The organism is Pseudomonas frederiksbergensis (genome assembly GCF_017114915.1).
GTDB classification, from domain to species: Bacteria; Pseudomonadota; Gammaproteobacteria; order Pseudomonadales; family Pseudomonadaceae; genus Aquipseudomonas; species Aquipseudomonas frederiksbergensis_I.
Genome location: NZ_JAAUOE010000048.1, coordinates 13,107 through 32,541, shown reverse-complemented (window position 1 = coordinate 32,541; position 19,435 = coordinate 13,107). Strand labels below are relative to the sequence as shown.

The window sequence follows — 19,435 nt, the reverse complement described above, 5'->3', positions numbered from 1 at the left end:
GACGGGCAGGGTGCTTTGGGCGAGTTGTGTAAGTTTTAGCCGCTTCGTCCACAACGTACTGCACGGCGATTCTGTTCTATATGACAATCACTTTGGGTTTACAGACATCCCCTGATGATTGCTGGACCCGAAGGTACCAGGAGGGAAGGGCTAAGGCTGCTTACGCAGCGAGAGCGTATTCCCCGTAGGTTTCGTCATTGGCAACTATAGGAAGTTGCAACAGTGGATTTACGACTTCTGTTACCAAGTCGGCATGCACCTAAAGTTTCGCAACCGGCGTCGAATCCAAAGCGGCCCCGAACCTGCTGTGTGCAACCAGCAGGTAAGCGCAGTGTACGCCAATACGCGCGACGCGTCGACCTTCTGTCCTTGCGTGTTATCTGGCCCGGCCCTAATGGCTATTCATGTGGCTTTGAATGTCCTGAAGCGCTTGCTGCGTCAGGGAAACGCACTCTCTGTCGTTGTTGGCGGCGTGGGCCGCCTTGGCTTGTTCGGCTTTGGTGATGACGACACCTTTAGTGGCGGCGTCCAGCGTGACAGCGCTGGACAGCTTGCTGTTGACTTCCTGGAGCTTCATTACGCATTGATCGCTATCGTTTGAGGCGTATGCGGAGGAGGCCAACGTTGTTGCAGCGATGAGCAGTCCAGCCAGGGCGGAACGCTTCATGGGTATCTCCTGGAACGGGGGTGGGGATTGGGCCACGCTGATTGGGGCTTAACAAATGGACTGTGATGGCGTGCAAGGGTTCTGTTTTTGCTGGCAATGGGGTGAAAGATTTTTCTGGGAGGCGGGGGCGAAAAAGGGGCAAAAACGCCCCTTCTTTTTTTGTGCTTGGGTGTCAGACCACCCTGGCCCGGGTCACCCGATCCACCAGATAGACCAGCCCGTGGTAGTCAATTCCACCGTGTTGCGTCAGACCAATCTCACAGGTGCGGCTGGTGGAAATCCCTTCGCTGCATTGCTGTACCGCGTCCTTCAGCGTGCGCAATGAATGAGCGTTCAATTCCGGCGTGGTAAAGCCCTTGTCTCCAGCAAAACCGCAGCAGTGAATGCCTTCCGGAATGACCACGTGTTTACTGCACTTGCGCGCCAGATCGATCAACGCCTGGCTCTCGCCAAGATGCTGCGTGCTGCACGTGACGTGCACCGCGATCGGCGCTTGCTGCGGCGTGAAGTCCAGCCGGTCCATCAAATGCGTACGAATGAAGCGCACCGGGTCGTACAGGTCCAGTCGCACGTCGCCCAGATCCTGAACCAGGCGCAAGGTGCAGGGGCTGGTGTCGCAGTAGATCGGGTCGAGCCCGCCGCGGCTGGCGTGCAGCAGCGCACCGATCAGTTCCTGGCGTTTGTGTTCGGCCTGTTCGGCGTAGCCCTTGGAAGCGAATGGCTGGCCGCAGCAGAGGTTGTCCAGATTGTCCGGGAAGACGACCTGGTAACCGGCCTTTTCCAGCAGACCACGGGTTTTGTCGTACAGCGACATTTGCTCTTTATCACCCGCCGCCGGGCCCATCACCCGCGACACGCAGGCCGCCAGGTAGACCACCCGAGGGCGCTCGTCCGACACGCTCGGGCTGAAGCGAATGGCCCTTTCCGGCTGTGGCATGGCGTTGGTCCATTGCGGAACCTGACCCTTGGATAACCGTGTCAGCGATGCCGAAAGCTTCGCAAGACGCGGTGCCCCCAGCAGCATTCGCGCACCGTTGGCGACGTGCAGGGTGAAGCGCGCGGCCTGTAGCGTGGTGGCGAAATTTCCTTCAATCCAGTTGGCGGTTTTCGTATGGGTCGCCTTACGCCCGCGGAGTTTTTTCACCAGCTCGCCGGTGTTGATGCCCACAGGGCAACGTTGTGCACACAGGCCCGTGGCGGCACAGGTATCGATGCCCTGGTATTCGTAGGCCTGTTCCAGTTCGGCGGTGTCTATGCCGGCGCGCTTCTTCGCCTGGATGTCACGCCAGATCACAATGCGCTGGCGAGGGCTCAACGTCAGGCCTTTCGACGGGCACACCGGTTCGCAGAAACCGCACTCAATGCACTTATCCACAATCTCATCGGCGGCGGGCAGCGGCTTCAGGTGTTTGAGGTGGATCTGTGGATCGTCGCTGAGCACCACGCCCGGGTTGAGAATGCCGTTGGGGTCGAGCAGGCGTTTGAGCTGCCACATCAACTGGTAGGCGTCGCTGCCCCATTCCAGCTCGACAAAGGGGGCCATGTTGCGCCCCGTGCCGTGTTCGGCTTTCAACGAACCGCCGAACTCCACGGCCACCAACTGCGCCACGTCGTCCATGAACGCCTGATAGCGTGCGACTTCTTCCGCACTGTTGAAGCCTTGGGTGAAGACGAAGTGCAGATTGCCTTCCAGGGCGTGTCCGAAAAGGATCGCTTCGTCGTAGTGATGTTTGTCGAACAGCTCGATCAAGCGGTTCACGCCGATGGCCAGTTGTTCCACCGGGAAGGTCACGTCTTCGATGATCACCGTGGTGCCGGTTTTGCGTACCGCGCCGACGGCGGGGAAGGTGTCCTTGCGGATCGCCCAGAGCCGGGCGTTTTCCACCGGGTCTTCGGTGAAGTCGACTTGTTTTTCCACCGGGAACCCGGTCAGCGACGCCATGATCTGCGCCAGTTGTTCCTGCAGCAAAGTGGAAGAGGCGGCGCGGGATTCGATCAGCAGGGCGCAGGCGTTGGTCGACAGTTGTTGTACGAAAGCCGGCATGCCGGGCTTGTCCTGCACCGAGCGCAGGCTGCGACGGTCCAGCAGTTCCACGGCCGACACCGGTTGGCTTTTCAGCACGGTAACCGCGTTGCAGCAGGTTTCCACGTCCGGGAATACGATCAGCGCCGACGCCTTGTTCGGGTGGTCGATCACCGTGTCATAGGTCACCGCACTAATGAACCCGAGTGTGCCTTCGGAACCCACCAGCAGATGGCTCAAGATATCCACAGGCTCGTCGAAATCCACCAGGGCATTGAGTGACAGCCCGGTGGTATTTTTCAGACGGTATTTGTGGCGAATTTTCGCGGCCAGTTCGGCATTGGTGCGGGTCTCGCGGCCCAGCGTCGCCAAACGCTCCAGCAGTTCGGCGTGGCTCTCCCGGAACGCGGCCACACTGGCGGCGTCTTCGGTATCAAGTCGGCTGCCATCCGCCAGCACCAGACGAATGCCAGCCAGGGTGTGATAGGTGTTCTGTGCCGTGCCGCAGCACATGCCGCTGGCATTGTTGGCGACAATGCCGCCGATTTTGCAGGCATTGATCGACGCGGGGTCCGGACCGATCTTGCGTCCGAACGGTGCCAGCCAGGCATTGGCCTGGGCGCCGATCACGCCCGGTTGCAGACGGATTTGCGTGCCCTGGCCCCGGATCTCGCGACCGTTCCAGTTATCCCCCAGCACGATCAGCACCGAATCGCTGATGGCCTGGCCAGACAGACTGGTGCCGGCGGCGCGGAAGGTCACCGGGACGTGGTCCCGTTGCGCCAGTTTGAGCAGCGCCACCACTTCATCTTCGGACTCGACGCGAATCACCAGTTTCGGAATCAGCCGATAGAAACTGGCGTCGGTGCCGAAGGCCAGGGTCGACAGCGGGTCGTCGAAACGTCGCGTTTCAGGAATCAGTTGCTGCGCATCGCGCAGGAAAGCCGCCGGTAGACTCATTGGTCCTCCAGGATCAGCACCACCAGGTCTTTCGGGCCGTGGGCACCGTAAGCCAGCACTTGCTCGATGTCGGCGGTTTTCGACGGGCCGGACACCAGCAAGGCATTGGTCGGCATGCCTTGGGCCCATTCGAATTCCTGCTGCACCTGATAGAAGTTGTCGCGGATTTCACTGGCCTTGAGCAGGGCGAAATGCACCGGTGGCACCAGGCTCATCAGGCGCGGTTCTTCCCGCGTCGGCCAGAGAATCAGGCTACCGGTCGCGGCGATCGCGCCGAGGGTGGTGGTCAGGCTGGCTGGGGTGTCGTTGAACAACTCGGCTTTCCATTCCTCGACCGGACGGTCGTAGGCTTTGAGCGCTGGCAGGTCAGGATTTTTCGCCCAGTGTTGAGTGACACGTTGACCGTGCGGCGTAGTCGGCGCAATCAGCAGGCTCGGTAGCTGGCGATCCCGCAGCAGTTGCGCGAGCAATTCGGGCCAACCTTCTCTGGACGTCAGATGAATTTCGGTGTGCACCGCTTCCATCAGTTTGCGCAGTTGCGAGATGCGTTGTTCCGGCGCGTAGGAGTAGGGCTCGGTCACCAGTTCGACATCGAAGTTGTCAGCTACTGGCGTGGTGCCCGTCAGACTGTTGCGCAATTTGGCGAGGATATTTTGCTTGGCGCTCATCAGCGGTCTCCCTGTTTGGCCAGATGCTCGCGGGCCATGTCATGCAGTGAGCGGGCCGCGGGTTTCGGTGCGCTGTGGTTCTGGGTCCATGGGCCGACGTTGCTCGGCGTCAGCGCGCGCAGGCGGGTGGCGAAGAAGCCGAACAGGCGATAGAGCGTCGGCGAGCTGTTGAGCTTGGCCCAGGCGTTCCAGATAAACCGTTCCTTGCGCGAATACTTGCTGCCCTGGCCGCGCATCACTTGATGCGGGCTGTCCGGCGCTTTGACGTTCTCTTCCCGCAGGCGACGCAGCAATGCAGGGATCGGAATTTTTACCGGGCAGACTTCACCACAGGCGCCGCACAACGACGACGCACTCGGGTGGTCGGGGACTTTCGCCAGGCCGACCATGTGCGGGGTGATGATTTTTCCGATAGGCCCGGGGTAAACCTCCCCATAGGCATGGCCGCCGATTCGGGTGTAGACCGGGCAATGATTCATACAGGCGCCGCAACGGATGCAGTTCAGGGTCTGGCGCAATTCGCTGTCGGCAAATGCCTGGCTGCGACCGTTATCGAGCAATACCAGATGCACTTCCTGAGGGCCGTCGAGTTCATGTTCCTTGCGCGGGCCGGAGATCATGTTGACGTAGGTGGTGATCGGTTGGCCGAGGGCCGAACGGGTCAGCAGCGACAACAGCGGCACAACGTCCCGCAGGTTTTCGACGACTTTCTCGATGCCCGTGACGGCAATGTGTACGGGCGGCACGGTGGTCGACATGCGCCCGTTGCCTTCGTTTTCCACCAGCAGCAGGGTGCCGGTTTCGGCCACGGCGAAGTTGACGCCGGAGACGCCGATGTCCGCTTCGAAGAATTTCTGCCGCAAGACCTTGCGACCGATCTGAATGAGTTGGTCAACGTCCTTGGTGTACTCCACGCCGAGTTTGTCGTGGAACAAGGACGCGACCTGACCGGCATTCTTGTGGATCGCCGGCATAATGATGTGTGAAGGCTTCTCGTGGTCGAGCTGGACGATGTATTCCCCCATGTCCGATTCAAGGCATTCAATGCCTTGAGCTTCGAGGACATGGTTCATCTCCATCTCTTCGCTGACCATCGATTTGCCCTTGATCACTTGCCGCCCCTCGTGAGCGCGGATGATCGACAAGACGATGCCATTGGCTTCGTCCACCGTTTCCGCCCAGTGCACTGTCACACCGTTGCGGGTCAGGTTCTGTTCAAGCTGCTCGAGCAGGTCGGGCAACTTGGATAACGCACGGGCGCGGACCGCATTGCCCAGCGCTCGCAAATGTTCTCTTTCATGGGCATCGCTGAAGGACGCTGCCCGTTTGCTCATCAGTGAATCCATCGCCGTGCGAAAGTTGTTTCGCAGTTGCGTGTCAGCCAAAGCCTTGTGAGCCCGGCTGCGAAAATCTTCTTCTACGGCGACCGTAGGAATAATCGTGGAAGTGCTCATCGGGCACCTCCGGTACGCTGCCAAAGGAAGCTGGCCAGATGTTGGCCGCGTAACGCTTCCCGCTGTTTTTCCAACGAGCCGTTGATGTTCATCAGGCAACCGCAGTCGGAACTGAGTACCTTGTGCGCGCCGGATTCCTTCAACGCCCGAGTCTTGTCAGCCACCATCGCGCCGGAAATGTCCGGCATACGGACGCTGAATGTCCCACCAAAGCCACAGCATTCACTTTCGTGGCTGTGGTCGACTCGTTCCACATTGCTCAGCTGCGCCAACAACTCACGGCCATGCAGGTGGGTATTCATTTCACGGCGTGCCGAGCACGACGTGTGCAACGCCACTTTGACCGGTTCGCCGCTGTCCTTGAGCTGCACCTTGCACACAAACAGCAGGAACTCGGCAAGTTCGTAAGTTCGTGCCGCAAGGGCCTGAACCTGTTTCAGCGTTTGCGGCTCGTCCTTGAACAAGTCGGCGTAGTGTTCGCGCAACATCCCCGCGCAAGAACCCGACGGCACCACCACCGGATAATCCCCGGCAAACAGCGCCAGTTGCGAGCGCGCCACGGTCCTGGCCTGTTCGGTGTAACCCGAGGTGTAGGCCGGTTGCCCGCAGCAGCTCTGCCCCTGCGGGTATTCGACACGAATGCCCTCGCGTTCCAGCAGATGGATCGCGTCCATCCCGGCTTCGGGGTAGAACAGATCCACCACGCAGGTCCCGAACAGGTAGACCCGTGACGGTTTTTTGCTGGGGTATTGCCGAGGCTCGGGCAGTGGCGGGGCGACGCGGGTCGCGTTCGGCACAGCGTTGTAAAAAAGCTCGCTCATCAGGCGTGTCTCCGGGTGGTCCCGGTTATCCGTCCGCTGAGGCTGCTGAATATAGAGAGAGAAGCTTTCAGCAGCCTTGCAGACCCGGTTGTGAATAGCTGACGCCGGGGGCGTAATCCGGCGTCGGTTTTTTCTGTGTGGCGTGTAGTGCTTAGTGCACCAGCATGCCGGTGAACCAGTAAGCCTGGGCCAGGGTGATCAGGCCGACGATCGTTGCAAAGAATAGGCTGTGCTTGAGGGTGAAGCGGAACAGATCCGATTCTTTGCCCACCAGTCCGGTGGCGGCGCAGGCCACGGCGATCGATTGTGGTGAGATCATTTTGCCGGTCACCCCGCCGCTGGTGTTCGCTGCCACCAGCAAGGTGTCGTTGACGCCAATCTGGTGCGCGGTGGTTGCTTGCAGCGAACTGAACAGCGCGTTGGACGAGGTATCGGAACCGGTCAGGAATACACCGAGCCAGCCGAGGAATGGCGAGAAGAACGGAAACGCCGCGCCGGTGCCTGCCAATACCAGAGCCATGGTCGACGACATGCCCGAGTAGTTGGTGACGAAGGCGAAGGCCAGCACCATACCGATGGACAGAATCGGCCAACGCAGTTCGTAGACGGTCTCTTTGAAAGTGGTAAGACCAGTTTTAATGTTGATTTTCAGCACCAGCATCGAGATCAGCGCGGAGAAGAAAATCGCCGTGCCGGTCGCGGAAATCGGATCGAGTTTGAACACCGCCGGAATCGCCGTAGGGGCAGTCACGATTGGGGCAACCTTGATCACCATTTGATCCAGGTGCGGGATCGCGAAGTTGAACACCCAGCTATACATCGAGCCGCCCGCAGCGAACATGGCTTTGAACGGTTTCAGCGTCCAGATGGTGACCAATACCGTGAGGATCAGGAACGGCGACCAGGCTTTGAAAATTTCCCCCAGGCTGTAAGGCGAAGGCACGGTGGTGCGCGGTTGGCCGAAACCACCGGTGCTGGCCACCACGGAGGCCGAGACGGCACCGACGATGTGCGCGCCTGCTGCACGTTTTGGCTGCCAGATTTTCAGGAACAGTGTCAGGGAAATCAGGCTGGCCAGCGCCGAGGTGATGTCCGGCAGTTCCGGGCCAATGAAGTTCGAGGTGAAGTATTGGGTGACGGCAAAACTCGAACCGGCCACCAGTGCGGCTGGCCAGGTTTCCCGAACGCCGCGCAGGCCGTCCATCATGAACACCAGCCAGAACGGCACGAACAGCGACAGTAACGGCAGCTGGCGACCGGTCATGGCGCCGATCTTGAACGCGTCGATGCCGGTGACTTGCCCGGCGACGATGATCGGAATCCCCAATGCGCCGAAGGCCACCGGCGCGGTGTTGGCGATCAGGCACAGGCCGGCGGCGTACAGCGGGTTGAAGCCCAGTCCTACCAGCAGCGCGGCGGTAATCGCCACCGGTGCGCCGAAACCGGCAGCGCCTTCCAGGAACGCGCCGAAGCAGAAGCCGATCAGCAGCACTTGCAGGCGTTGGTCATCGGTGATCGACAGCACCGAGCTGCGTATCACTTCGAACTGACCACTCTTGACCGTCAGTTTGTAGAGGAACACCGCTGCCACGATGATCCACGCAATCGGCCACAGCCCGTAGGCGAAACCATATCCGGCGGCGGCGAAAGCCATGTCGACCGGCATCTGGAAGGCGAATATCGCCACGGCAATGGCCAAGGCCAGGGTGATGCTGCCGGCCACGTGGCCTTTGAGGCGGAACACGGCCAAAGCCAGGAAGAAAAATACGATGGGAATGACGGCCGCGAGCGCGGACACGCCGAGGCTGCCGAGTGGGCTGTAGAGCTGTTGCCAAGTTTGCATATGGGTGGCCCCTAATTGTTGTTGGTCAGGCACTGGTCAGCGTTCTTGGATAATTGGTAATACCAATTTACAATCGCTGTTGGCTAGGGTAAAAGCCTTGTATGTGGTGTGTCAATTTGCCGCCCTAAAACTTTTGTCGAATGAGCGGTGCAGAACGCATCTGATCTGTTCGATCAAGCGTCGTCTGGTAGGTGCTGGCGTAGCGCCGATAGGCCAGAATAGAGAGCCCGGCGAGCCGCCGGGATCGTGGAGAATTGAGTGATGGGGTTTGATCAGATTCGGCAGCGCCGTTTGTCTGACGATATTGTCGAGCAGCTCGAGGGGATGATCCTCGAGGGCACATTGAAGGCTGGCGAGCGCCTGCCGGCGGAGCGTGCACTGGCCGAGCAGTTCGGTGTGTCACGCCCTTCGTTGCGCGAAGCGATTCAGAAACTGGTGGCCAAAGGGTTGCTGGTCAGTCGTCAGGGCGGCGGCAACTACGTGGTGGAGTCCCTGGGGTCGACGTTCAGCGACCCACTGCTGCATCTGCTGGAAAGCAACCCCGAGGCTCAGCGCGATTTGCTGGAGTTTCGGCATACGCTGGAAGCCTCCTGCGCCTACTACGCAGCATTGCGCGCTACCGACGTGGACCGCGAGCGGCTGACGGCGGCGTTCGACGAATTGCAGGACTGCTATTCGCGCCATGACGAAGTGAGCCGGGCGGAAGAGGGCGCGGCGGATGCGAATTTTCATTTGGCGATCGCCGAGGCCAGTCACAACGCGGTGTTGCTGCACACCATTCGCGGGCTGTTCGACCTGCTCAAGCGCAACGTGGTGACCAACATCGGCGGCATGTACAAACAGCGCGCCGAAACCCGCGACATGTTGATCGAACAACATCGGGAGTTGTACCGGGCGATTATTGAGGGACGGGCGGAACAGGCGCGAGAAGTGTCCAGTCGGCACATTTTGTATGTGCAGGAAGTGCTGGAAGAGGTGCGTCAGGAAGTGCAGCGCATGGCTCGGGCGGAGCGACGCAAGGGNGAAGTGCAGCGCATGGCTCGGGCGGAGCGACGCAAGGGGATGTGATCGTTCCCACGCTCTGCGTGGGAATGCATCCCGTGACGCTCTGCGTCACAAAGCGGACGCAGAGCGTGGGAACGATCAGGCAGGAAAATTATTCTTCCTTGCCCTTGTTTCGCACCGCACGCTGCAATTCACGACCGGCGTCGCGTTCGCGTTCGGTATCACGCTTGTCGTATTCCTTCTTGCCCTTGCCCAGAGCGATCTCGCACTTGACCATGTGCTTGCTCCAGTACCAGGACAGGCACACGCAGGCGTAGCCTTTTTGCTGCACGGCGGCGGCCAGCTTCTCCAGCTCGCGCCGGTTGAGCAGCAACTTTCGGGTGCGGACCGGATCGGCAATGACGTGGGTGCTGGCGGTCGTCAGGGGCGTGATGTGGCTGCCGAGCAGCCAGGCTTCGCCATCCTTGAGCAGTACGTAACTGTCAACCAGTTGTAGCTTGCTTGCCCGCAGACTTTTTACTTCCCAGCCGGCCAGGACCAGACCAGCCTCGAACTTGTGCTCGATGAAGTAATCGTGTCGCGCCTTTTTATTTTGCGCGATGGTCCCTGTTGGGTGTTTCTTCTGTTTAGCCATAGGGGCGGCATTATAGGGAGTTGCACGCAAGTCGGCTACGGTGATGCTACGTGCTTGAGCAGGTTGATTGAATCCCGGACAATGCGGCCTCTTTTTTGAACGCTTGGGCGTGATAACGATGTCGACAGACAAGGTTTCTGTCCACGGCAGTTGGGCTAGCCGTTGGGTTTTCATACTCGCCGCGACCGGTTCGGCCGTGGGGCTGGGTAGTATCTGGAAATTCCCTTACATGGTCGGCGTCTATGGCGGCGGGGCCTTCGTGCTGATGTTCCTGGCCTGTATCGCGCTGATCGGTGTGCCCGTCATGCTGGCCGAAACCCTGATCGGCCGGCGTGCGCGGCAGAGCCCGGCCAATGCCTTGAAGGTCCTGGCGCTGGAGGCGGGGCATTCGGCGAAGTGGTCCTGGGGGGCATTTGCCGGGATGATCACAGCGTTGCTGATTCTGTCGTTCTATAGTGTAGTCGGCGGTTGGTCGCTCGATTACATCATCGACATGGGCCGTGGCGACTTTCGGGGCGTGACGCCTGATCAGGTCGGCGCATACTTCGGTAATGTGATCGCCGACCCATGGCGCCTGACACTTTGGCACACGATTTTCATGCTGTTGTCGGCTGTGGTGATCGCCAAGGGCGTGGTCGCGGGGTTGGAGCGCAGCCTGCGGATCATGATGCCGCTGCTGTTCGTGATGGTGATTGTCCTGCTGGGTTACAGCATGACCACCGGCCACTTCATGGAAGGCGTGCATTTCATGTTCGACTTCCACCCGGACAAGGTACTTGAAGGCTTGCTGCCGGCCATGGGGCACGCGTTCTTCTCCCTGAGCGTGGGTGTCGGTTCGATCATGATCTACGGCGCCTACATGCCCAAGCACTCGTCGATTTCCGGAACCATCGTCGGTGTGGCACTGCTCGACACCTTCGTTTCGTTGTTGGCCGGCCTGGCTTTGTTTCCGATTGTGTTCGCTGCCGGTCTGAACCCGAGCGAAGGCCCTGGCCTGATGTTCGTCAGCCTGCCATTTGCCTTCGGGAACGTAGCGTTCGGCCAGTTGATGGGCGTAGTGTTCTTCGTGCTGGTAGCGATTGCGGCCTGGAGTTCGGCGATTTCCCTGCTCGAACCGATGGTGGCTTACCTGGTTGAGCGCACGAAAATCAGCCGCGCCTGGGTCACCTTTTGGCTGGCATTCACCTGCTGGTTCGTTGGCCTGGGCACCGTTTTTTCTTTCAATATCTGGAAGCAAGCCAAATTTTTCGTGAACGAAGGCGGGATGTTTCATCTCTACCAATGGGGGGCCGCCGGTGGTCTGGACTTCTTTGGTGTGATCGACTTCTTCACCTCGCGGATCATGTTGCCACTCGGTGGTTTGTGTTTCGTGGTGTTTGCGGGCTGGGTGATGGGGCGTGAAGCGGTGCGCGACGAGTTGTCGATCCGTAGCCCTGTTCTGTTCGCCCTGTCCCTGTTTTTGATGCGCTATGTGGCGCCCATCGGCATTCTTGTGGTGTTTGCCGCCCAGCTGTGGAAGTAACGCTCACATGACGACACACATTCAACGTTCGGCCCTGCTGCCATATCCGGCGCAAGCGCTTTATGACCTGGTCAACGATGTGGCCCGCTATCCGGAATTCCTGCCGTGGTGCTCATCGACCGAAATTCTGGAAAGCTCTCCTGAGTTCATGCGCGCCAGCGTCGGCGTGGCCAAAGGCGGCCTTAGTCAGCATTTCGTGACACGTAACACTCTGGTGCCTGGGTGTTCGATCGAGATGAACCTCGAAGAAGGTCCGTTCAGCCAGTTGCATGGCGTCTGGGTGTTCAAGCCGTTGGGCGAGAAGGCCTGCAAGATCAGCCTGGACTTGTCGTTCGACTACTCGGGACCGCTGGTGCGTGCGACGTTGGGGCCTTTGTTTAATCAGGCGGCGAACACGTTGATGGACGCGTTCTGCCAGCGCGCGAAACAGATGCATGGTTGAGGCCGTGATCAAGGTCGAGGTGGTGTATGCCGCCGTTGATCGTCAGGTGCTGCTGAGCGTAACGGTGCCGGTGGGCGTAACGGTACGGAATGCGTTACTCAAATCCGGCCTGAATAGCGAATTCCCTGAGCTGGATCTGGCCAGTTGTCCGGTCGGAATCTTTGGCAAAGTGATCGCTGATCCGGCCACTCACCAGGTTCAGGCAGGGGATCGCATCGAGATTTACCGGCCGTTGCTCGCTGATCCGAAAGAGGTTCGCCGGTTGCGTGCTGCCAAAGCAGCCGAGGCCAAAGCCCGGAATCAGTGATTCGGTTAAACGCAGACAATAAAAAACCCGGACATGCCGGGTTTTTTATTGCGTCGCAAATTATTGCGGCGAGGTTTCCAGCGGTTCTGGCGTCGGGACCGGGACAGTTTCTACGTTGTCCACGTCCTTCTGGATCTGATCCAGCAACGAGCCTGGCTTGACCGGTTTTTCTGGCTTCGGCTTCTCGGCGCTTTCTGCCGGTGCGGTCACGGTGGTGCCGCTGTCCTTGCCGAGAATGGCTTCGTCGCGGCTCACGCCTGGCATGAAATCGCCAGAGAGGCTGACAAGTTGGTCATTTGGGTTGAAGATAACGCTAATGCGTTCCTGTTGGCGTTCACCACCACCCGGTTGCAGGCTATACAGGTAATCCCAGCGATCGGCATGGAACGTGTCGGTCAACAGAGGGTTGCCCATGATAAACCGTACTTGCCGACGGGTCATTCCCGGGCGTAACTGGTCTATCATGTCCTGCGTGACGACATTGCCCTGCTGGATGTCGATTTTGTAAACCCCGGGGAATGAACAACCGGCGAGTGCGAGCAGTCCCACAAAGGTGAAACTGGTTAGCAAGAGCTTGGTGTTTTGCATCGGTGGGCGACTTCCACTATCTTGGCTGGGACAACGTAAACGCCGATCATACCCGCATTAAGAGAAGCTGCGAAGCAGCATCGCGAGAAAGCTGACCATGGTTGAAAATAGCGAACTACGCAAAGCCGGCCTCAAAGTGACCCTTCCACGGGTCAAGATTCTGCAAATGCTCGATTCCGCCGAGCAGCGCCACATGAGTGCCGAGGACGTCTACAAGGCACTGATGGAGGCTGGTGAGGACGTCGGTCTGGCCACGGTTTACCGTGTTCTGACCCAGTTCGAGGCAGCTGGCCTTGTGGTGCGACACAACTTCGACGGAGGCCATGCGGTCTTCGAGTTGGACGACGGCAAGCATCACGACCATATGGTCAACGTCGAGACCAGTGAAGTGATCGAATTCTTCGACGAAGAAATCGAGCGGCTGCAGAAAGCAATCGTCGACAAGTATGGCTTCGAGATGGTTGATCACAATCTTGTACTGTACGTGCGCAAAAAAAAGTAAGCATGTCGCGCGAACTTCAGGTTCGCGAAACGAACGAAGGCGACCCCAGGGTCGCCTTCGTGCTTTCTGCCGTTCTTAAATTTTCGCAGTAACGACCATTTTTTTCGCGTGTGCCAGGGATTCCTTGGTGAGGTCGATGCCGCCCAGCATCCGTGCCACTTCTTCGACACGATCGTTCTTGCTCAGCTTGGAGACGGCCGTGTGCGTGGCATCTTCACCGCGGACCTTGTGCACAAATAGATGCTGATGACCCTGCGCCGCCACTTGCGGCAAGTGAGTCACGGTCAGAACCTGCCCACGCTCCCCTAGGCGTCGCAGCAACTGGCCGACAATCTCGGCGGTCGGGCCGCCGATACCTACGTCCACTTCGTCGAACACCAGGGTCGGTACGCGCGAGGTTTGCGCGGTAATCACCTGAATCGCCAGGCTGATGCGCGACAGCTCACCACCTGATGCCACTTTTGCCAGGGCTTTCAATGGTTGCCCCGGGTTGGCGCTCACCAGCAGTTCAACCTGTTCGAGCCCGTTGGGCAGTAGCTCGTCGCTGCTGTTGGGGCGCAGTTCGATGATGAAGCGACCACCGGGCATGCCCAGGCGCTGGATTTCCTGCTCCACGGCACTGGCCAGACTGCTGGAGGCTTGATGGCGCAGGTCGCTCAACTCTCGGGCCTTCTCCTGATAATGACGTGCGTAGGAGGCCAGCTCATCGCTCAGTCGTTCGATGGATTCATCATTGGCATTCAGGGTTTCGATTTCATCGAGCAGTTTTTGCTGCATCTCGGCGACCTCGGTCGGCTGGATGCGATGTTTGCGTGCCAGGGTGTAGATCGCATCGAGGCGCTCCTCCAGGTATTGAAGGCGGGCCGGGTCAGCGTCGAAATTGTCGAGAAAGCGGTTCAGCTCGCCGACGGCTTCTTCAACCTGAATCTGCGCGCTGGTCAGCAGGTTACTGGCTTCCCCCAAGGCGCCGATCGAGTTGTTCACGCTCGATAGGCGATTGAGGCTGGCGGTGAGTGCGTTCAATACATTGCCGGAATCACTTTCGCTGCATTGCTCGACCACTTGTCGACAAATGCCCAGCAGGGTTTCGGCGTTGGTCAGGTTTTTGTGTTCCTGTTCCAGTTGCTCCAGTTCGCTTTCGCCGAGGCCGAGGTTTTCCAGTTCTTCGAGTTGATAGCTGAGCAGTTGATGACGAGCACGCTGTTCGTCGCCGGAGTTGGAGAGGCGTTCCAGTTCCTGGCGGGTCTGGCGCCAGCGTTGGGCAGCCAACTGCACTTGACGGGCAAGGTCCGTGGCGCCGGCGTACTCGTCGAGCAGACGGCGGTGGGTGTCGGTTTTAAGTAGGGACTGGTGTTCGTGCTGGCTATGGATGTCGATCAGCAACTCGCCCAGGGCTTTCAGGTCGCCAAGGGGGCAGGGGGTGCCATTGATATAGCCGCGCGAACGCCCTTCGGCGGTGATCACGCGACGCAGGATGCACGGGCCGTCGTTCTCGAGGTCGCGCTCGGCCAGCCAGGCGCTGGCTTCCGGAATGTCGACCAGATCGAAGGTGGCCAGGATATCGGCCTTGTCGGCGCCCGGACGGACCACGCCGCTGTCGGCGCGATCGCCCAGGGTCAGGCCCAGGGCGTCGAGCATGATCGACTTGCCGGCGCCGGTTTCCCCTGTGATCACGCTCATCCCACGATCGAGTTCAAGATCGAGATGTTCAACGATGGCGTAGTTGTGTACGGATAGGTGCACCAGCATAAAGGCCGCTCCCAGGCTTTAGGTCTGGTTATTTATACAGTGTTTTGTTTCTGGCTGACAATGCCTCCTCTTAGGTCGATTTGCTTGATTGAAAGAAATCCTTAGCGCGCCCAGGAATGACAATGCAGCTTTTTTTTGTAGGGTTAATCATCAAATAGCCCTTGAAGCTGAATTTTGCGGCCCCATATACCGGGGCAGAAGCGCGAGTTGAGCTCGCGGACGATATTGGAAGGAGAAATCTATGGCTGACGAACAGACAGTGGATACGCAAAATCTAGACGCCAATCAGGCCCCCGAGGCTTCGGGTGAAGACCTGGCGGCTCGTGTACAAGTGCTCGAAGAGCAATTGGCTGGTGCGCAGGATCAGGCTTTGCGTGTGGCCGCCGATCTGCAGAACGTCCGCCGTCGTGCCGAGCAGGATGTTGAAAAGGCTCATAAATTCGCCCTCGAAAAGTTCGCTGGCGACCTGCTGCCGATCATTGACAGCCTGGAGCGCGGCCTGGAGCTGTCCAGCCCTGACGACGAAAACATTCGTTCGATGCGCGAAGGGATCGAGCTGACCCTGAAAATGTTCCAGGACACCCTGAAACGCTATCACCTGGAAGCGATCGATCCTGAAGGCGAACCCTTCAATGCCTCGCATCATCAGGCAATGGCCATGCAGGAAAGCGCCGACGTCGAGCCAAACAGCGTGCTCAAGGTGTTTCAGAAGGGCTACCAGCTTCACGGTCGCCTGCTGCGCCCGGCCATGGTCGTGGTCAGCAAGGCACCTGCACCGGTTTCGCCTTCGATTGACGAGCAGGCTTGAAATTAGCCGCAAGGCCCCCATTTAGAAGTCAAGCGTTTAAGTGCTACCGCAGTCAGCCACCACTACTGCGGCATCCAAATCCAAAGTTTCGGGAGAGTGAACATGGGCAAAATTATCGGTATCGACCTGGGGACTACCAACTCCTGCGTCTCCGTGCTGGAAAACGGCAAGGCCAAAGTTATTGAAAACGCTGAAGGCGCGCGTACCACGCCGTCGATCATCGCTTACGCCAATGATGGCGAAATTCTGGTTGGCCAGTCGGCCAAGCGTCAGGCAGTGACCAATCCGCATAACACCCTGTACGCGGTGAAGCGTCTGATCGGTCGTCGTTTCGACGAAGAAGTCGTACAGAAAGACATCCAGATGGTCCCTTACAAGATCGTCAAGGCTGACAACAACGACGCCTGGGTTGAGGTGAACGGCCAGAAAATGGCGCCGCCACAAATTTCGGCTGAAATTCTGAAGAAAATGAAGAAGACCGCCGAGGACTACCTCGGCGAGGCAGTGACCGAAGCGGTGATCACCGTTCCGGCCTACTTCAACGACAGCCAGCGTCAAGCCACCAAAGACGCCGGCCGCATCGCGGGCCTGGACGTCAAACGTATCATCAACGAACCAACCGCAGCCGCACTGGCCTACGGTATGGACAAGGCGAAAGGCGATCACACCGTGATCGTTTACGACTTGGGCGGCGGTACTTTCGACATTTCCGTGATCGAAATCGCTGAAGTCGATGGCGAGCACCAGTTCGAAGTGTTGTCCACCAACGGCGACACCTTCCTGGGCGGTGAAGACTTCGACATTCGTCTGATCGACTACCTTGTCGACGAATTCAAGAAAGAAAGCGGCATGAACCTCAAGGGTGACCCGCTGGCCATGCAGCGCCTGAAAGAAGCCGCTGAGAAAGCCAAGATCGAACTGTCTTCGAGCCAGTCGACCGACGTGAACCTGCCGTACATCACTGCAGACGCCACCGGTCCTAAGCACCTGAACGTGAAAATCTCCCGCGCCAAGCTTGAAGCGCTGGTGGAAGACCTGGTTCAGCGCACCATCGAACCTTGCCGCATCGCGATGAAAGATGCCGGTATCGACGTCAGCAAGATCGACGACGTGATCCTGGTCGGTGGTCAGACCCGTATGCCGATGGTGCAGAAGGCCGTTTCCGACTTCTTCGGTAAAGAAGCCCGTAAAGACGTCAACCCTGACGAAGCTGTTGCCATGGGTGCTGCTATTCAGGGCGCGGTATTGGCCGGTGACGTGAAAGACGTTCTGCTGCTCGACGTCAGCCCGCTGACCCTGGGTATCGAAACCATGGGCGGCGTGATGACCGCGCTGATCGAGAAAAACACCACGATTCCTACCAAGAAATCGCAAGTGTTCTCGACGGCCGACGACAACCAGGGCGCCGTGACCATTCACGTGCTGCAAGGTGAGCGTAAGCAGGCTGCACAGAACAAGTCCCTGGGCAAGTTCGACCTGGCCGAGATTCCACCAGCACCACGTGGCGTGCCACAAATCGAAGTGACCTTCGACATCGACGCCAACGGTATTCTGCACGTAGGCGCCAAAGACAAGGCTACCGGCAAGACTCAGTCGATCGTGATCAAGGCCAACTCCGGTCTGTCCGAGGAAGAAATTCAGCAGATGGTTCGCGATGCTGAAGTGAACGCTGAAGAAGACCGCAAGTTCGAAGAGCTGGCCAGTGCCCGTAACCAGGGCGATGCCCTGGTTCACTCGACGCGCAAAATGGTCGCCGATGCTGGCGACAAAGTGAGCGCTGAAGAGAAGACTGCAATCGAAGCGGCTGTCGTTGCCCTGGAAGCCGCCATCAAGGGCGACGACAAGGCAGCTATCGAAGCCAAGGTTGAAGAGCTGTCCAAGGTCTCCGCGCCAGTGGCTCAGAAAATGTACGCCGAGCAGGCTCAGCCAGCTGAAGGCGCGGCGCCGAAAGATGAAGCGGCTGAAAAGGCTGACGACGTTGTCGATGCCGAGTTCGAAGAAGTCAAAGACCACAAGTAAGTTGTTGGTCGCCCGGTTGACTGCCTTCAGGCGGTGACTGGTAGGATGTCGCCGCGCGGGAGCTTGCTCCCGCGTTGGCGTGTCTGGAGTTAGCGAATTTTTACAGCATGCGACAACCGTTCGGGTGCTGATGGTATGGCCGGAAATGCTCCTGCTTTTCGAGCCGCAAGTACCGCATTGAAACAAAGACCAGGATCGTTGAATTGACGTGAGTTGGGTCCGGGCCTGTATTGGGGCTCAACGAGTTTGGCGAGGCTCAGGAGAGGTTTGTCGGACGTCCTTAAGAGTGCAAAGACTTATGGCAAAGCGTGACTATTACGAAGTATTGGGTGTTGAGCGTGGTTCAAGCGAAGCGGACCTGAAAAAGGCCTACCGTCGCCTGGCGATGAAGCACCACCCGGACCGTAATCCCGATGACAAGGCGTCGGAAGAGATGTTCAAGGAGGCCAACGAGGCCTACGAAGTGTTGTCTGATTCCAGCAAGCGCGCGGCCTATGACCAATACGGTCATGCCGGTGTCGACCCGAGCATGGGCGGCGGTGGTGCCGGGTTTGGCGGTCAGAACTTCTCCGACATCTTTGGCGATGTCTTCAGTGACTTCTTCGGTGGCGGTCGCGGCGGTGCCCGTGGCGGCGCTCAGCGCGGCAGCGATCTGCGTTACACCCTGGAACTGAACCTGGAAGAAGCGGTGCGCGGCACGACCGTGAATATCCGCGTTCCGACACTGGTCAACTGCAAACCGTGCGACGGCTCGGGTGCCAAGAAAGGCTCCTCGCCGATCACCTGCCCGACGTGCGGCGGTATCGGTCAGGTACGCATGCAGCAAGGCTTCTTCTCGGTGCAGCAGACCTGCCCGCGCTGCCATGGCCAGGGCAAGATCATTTCCGATCCGTGCGACTCCTGCCACGGCGAAGGTCGCGTCGAAGAGTACAAGACCCTGTCGGTGAAAGTGCCGGCCGGTGTCGATACCGGCGACCGTATTCGTCTGTCCGGCGAAGGCGAGGCGGGTGCGCAGGGTGGCCCGACTGGCGACCTGTACGTGGTGATCAATGTGCGCGAGCACGCGATCTTCCAGCGTGACGGCAAGCACCTGTTCTGCGAAGTGCCGATCAGCTTTGTCGATGCAGCGCTGGGCGGCGAACTGGAGATTCCGACCCTCGATGGCCGGGTCAAGCTGAAGATCCCTGAAGGGACTCAGACCGGCAAGCAGTTCCGTGTTCGCGGCAAAGGCGTTGCGCCGGTTCGTGGCGGCGGTGCTGGCGACCTGATGTGTCGCGTGGCGGTGGAAACCCCGGTCAATCTGGGGCGTCGTCAGCGCGAATTGCTGGAAGAATTCCGCAGCTCCCTGGCGGGCGACAACAGTCACTCGCCGAAAACCACTGGTTGGTTCGAAGGTGTGAAACGCTTCTTCGGCGATTTGTAA

Annotated in this window: 17 protein-coding genes and 1 other RNA gene; 8 read left to right on the top strand and 10 right to left on the bottom strand. The window is 59.0% G+C overall.

The window, feature by feature from the left end; genetic code table 11:
• From ssrA to HCU66_RS24080, 7 genes are all read right to left on the bottom strand, one after another.
• Positions 1-298: a transfer-messenger RNA gene (ssrA, locus tag HCU66_RS24110) on the bottom strand; the annotation flags it as partial.
• 93 nt (positions 299-391) lie between these two features.
• Complete coding sequence (locus HCU66_RS24105; protein WP_205890917.1) at positions 392-667, bottom strand: hypothetical protein; 276 nt, start codon at positions 665-667, stop codon at positions 392-394.
• Between the two features lie 172 nt (positions 668-839).
• A complete protein-coding gene (locus HCU66_RS24100) occupies positions 840-3,650 on the bottom strand; it encodes an FAD-binding and (Fe-S)-binding domain-containing protein (RefSeq protein ID WP_205890916.1) in 2,811 nt (936 codons plus the stop codon).
• Positions 3,647-4,318 (bottom strand): LutC/YkgG family protein, encoded by a 672-nt coding sequence (locus tag HCU66_RS24095; protein WP_205890915.1) that lies wholly within the window; start codon positions 4,316-4,318, stop codon positions 3,647-3,649. The genes HCU66_RS24100 and HCU66_RS24095 overlap by 4 nt, the downstream gene beginning before the upstream one ends.
• Positions 4,318-5,772: a LutB/LldF family L-lactate oxidation iron-sulfur protein gene (locus HCU66_RS24090; RefSeq protein ID WP_205890914.1), complete on the bottom strand. Its 1,455-nt coding sequence runs from the start codon at positions 5,770-5,772 to the stop codon at positions 4,318-4,320. Before HCU66_RS24090 ends, HCU66_RS24095 begins: the two co-directional genes overlap by 1 nt.
• Complete coding sequence (locus tag HCU66_RS24085; protein WP_205890913.1) at positions 5,769-6,593, bottom strand: (Fe-S)-binding protein; 825 nt, start codon at positions 6,591-6,593, stop codon at positions 5,769-5,771. Before HCU66_RS24085 ends, HCU66_RS24090 begins: the two co-directional genes overlap by 4 nt.
• A gap of 151 nt (positions 6,594-6,744) precedes the next feature.
• The gene (locus tag HCU66_RS24080) at positions 6,745-8,436 is read right to left on the bottom strand and encodes a lactate permease LctP family transporter (RefSeq protein WP_205890912.1); all 1,692 of its coding nucleotides are present in this window, start codon (positions 8,434-8,436) and stop codon (positions 6,745-6,747) included.
• Between the two features lie 261 nt (positions 8,437-8,697).
• On the opposite strand from HCU66_RS24080, the gene HCU66_RS24075 reads away from it, so the two are divergent.
• Positions 8,698-9,504: an FCD domain-containing protein gene (locus tag HCU66_RS24075; protein WP_205890911.1), complete on the top strand. Its 807-nt coding sequence runs from the start codon at positions 8,698-8,700 to the stop codon at positions 9,502-9,504.
• An 88-nt stretch (positions 9,505-9,592) separates the two neighbouring features.
• Here the strand turns inward: HCU66_RS24075 and smpB are convergent, their stop codons facing one another.
• Complete coding sequence (gene smpB / locus HCU66_RS24070; protein WP_126050901.1) at positions 9,593-10,075, bottom strand: SsrA-binding protein SmpB; 483 nt, start codon at positions 10,073-10,075, stop codon at positions 9,593-9,595.
• 118 nt (positions 10,076-10,193) lie between these two features.
• On the opposite strand from smpB, the gene HCU66_RS24065 reads away from it, so the two are divergent.
• The 3 genes from HCU66_RS24065 to HCU66_RS24055 are packed head-to-tail and all read left to right on the top strand — an operon-like array spanning position 10,194 to position 12,346.
• Positions 10,194-11,597 (top strand): sodium-dependent transporter, encoded by a 1,404-nt coding sequence (locus tag HCU66_RS24065; protein ID WP_205890910.1) that lies wholly within the window; start codon positions 10,194-10,196, stop codon positions 11,595-11,597.
• 7 nt (positions 11,598-11,604) lie between these two features.
• Positions 11,605-12,039, top strand: coding sequence for a type II toxin-antitoxin system RatA family toxin (locus HCU66_RS24060; RefSeq protein ID WP_205890909.1), 435 nt, complete (start codon positions 11,605-11,607; stop codon positions 12,037-12,039).
• Complete coding sequence (locus HCU66_RS24055) at positions 12,032-12,346, top strand: RnfH family protein (RefSeq protein ID WP_205890908.1); 315 nt, start codon at positions 12,032-12,034, stop codon at positions 12,344-12,346. The genes HCU66_RS24060 and HCU66_RS24055 overlap by 8 nt, the downstream gene beginning before the upstream one ends.
• A 60-nt stretch (positions 12,347-12,406) precedes the next feature.
• Here the strand turns inward: HCU66_RS24055 and HCU66_RS24050 are convergent, their stop codons facing one another.
• Positions 12,407-12,934, bottom strand: coding sequence for an outer membrane protein assembly factor BamE (locus tag HCU66_RS24050; RefSeq protein ID WP_205890907.1), 528 nt, complete (start codon positions 12,932-12,934; stop codon positions 12,407-12,409).
• A 97-nt stretch (positions 12,935-13,031) separates the two neighbouring features.
• Here HCU66_RS24050 and fur point away from each other — a divergent pair, with 97 nt between their 5' ends.
• On the top strand, positions 13,032-13,436 hold the full coding sequence (fur, locus tag HCU66_RS24045) for a ferric iron uptake transcriptional regulator (RefSeq protein WP_003197684.1): 405 nt from the start codon (positions 13,032-13,034) through the stop codon (positions 13,434-13,436).
• A gap of 75 nt (positions 13,437-13,511) precedes the next feature.
• On the opposite strand, the gene recN is transcribed toward fur, so the two are convergent.
• Complete coding sequence (recN, locus tag HCU66_RS24040; protein WP_205890906.1) at positions 13,512-15,185, bottom strand: DNA repair protein RecN; 1,674 nt, start codon at positions 15,183-15,185, stop codon at positions 13,512-13,514.
• A 241-nt stretch (positions 15,186-15,426) separates the two neighbouring features.
• Here recN and grpE point away from each other — a divergent pair, with 241 nt between their 5' ends.
• From grpE to dnaJ, 3 genes are all read left to right on the top strand, one after another.
• Entirely contained in the window at positions 15,427-15,993 is a 567-nt protein-coding gene (grpE, locus tag HCU66_RS24035) for a nucleotide exchange factor GrpE (RefSeq protein ID WP_205890905.1), read from the top strand.
• 102 nt (positions 15,994-16,095) lie between these two features.
• Positions 16,096-18,012: a molecular chaperone DnaK gene (gene dnaK / locus HCU66_RS24030; RefSeq protein ID WP_205890904.1), complete on the top strand. Its 1,917-nt coding sequence runs from the start codon at positions 16,096-16,098 to the stop codon at positions 18,010-18,012.
• 298 nt (positions 18,013-18,310) lie between these two features.
• Positions 18,311-19,435: a molecular chaperone DnaJ gene (dnaJ, locus tag HCU66_RS24025; RefSeq protein WP_205890903.1), complete on the top strand. Its 1,125-nt coding sequence runs from the start codon at positions 18,311-18,313 to the stop codon at positions 19,433-19,435.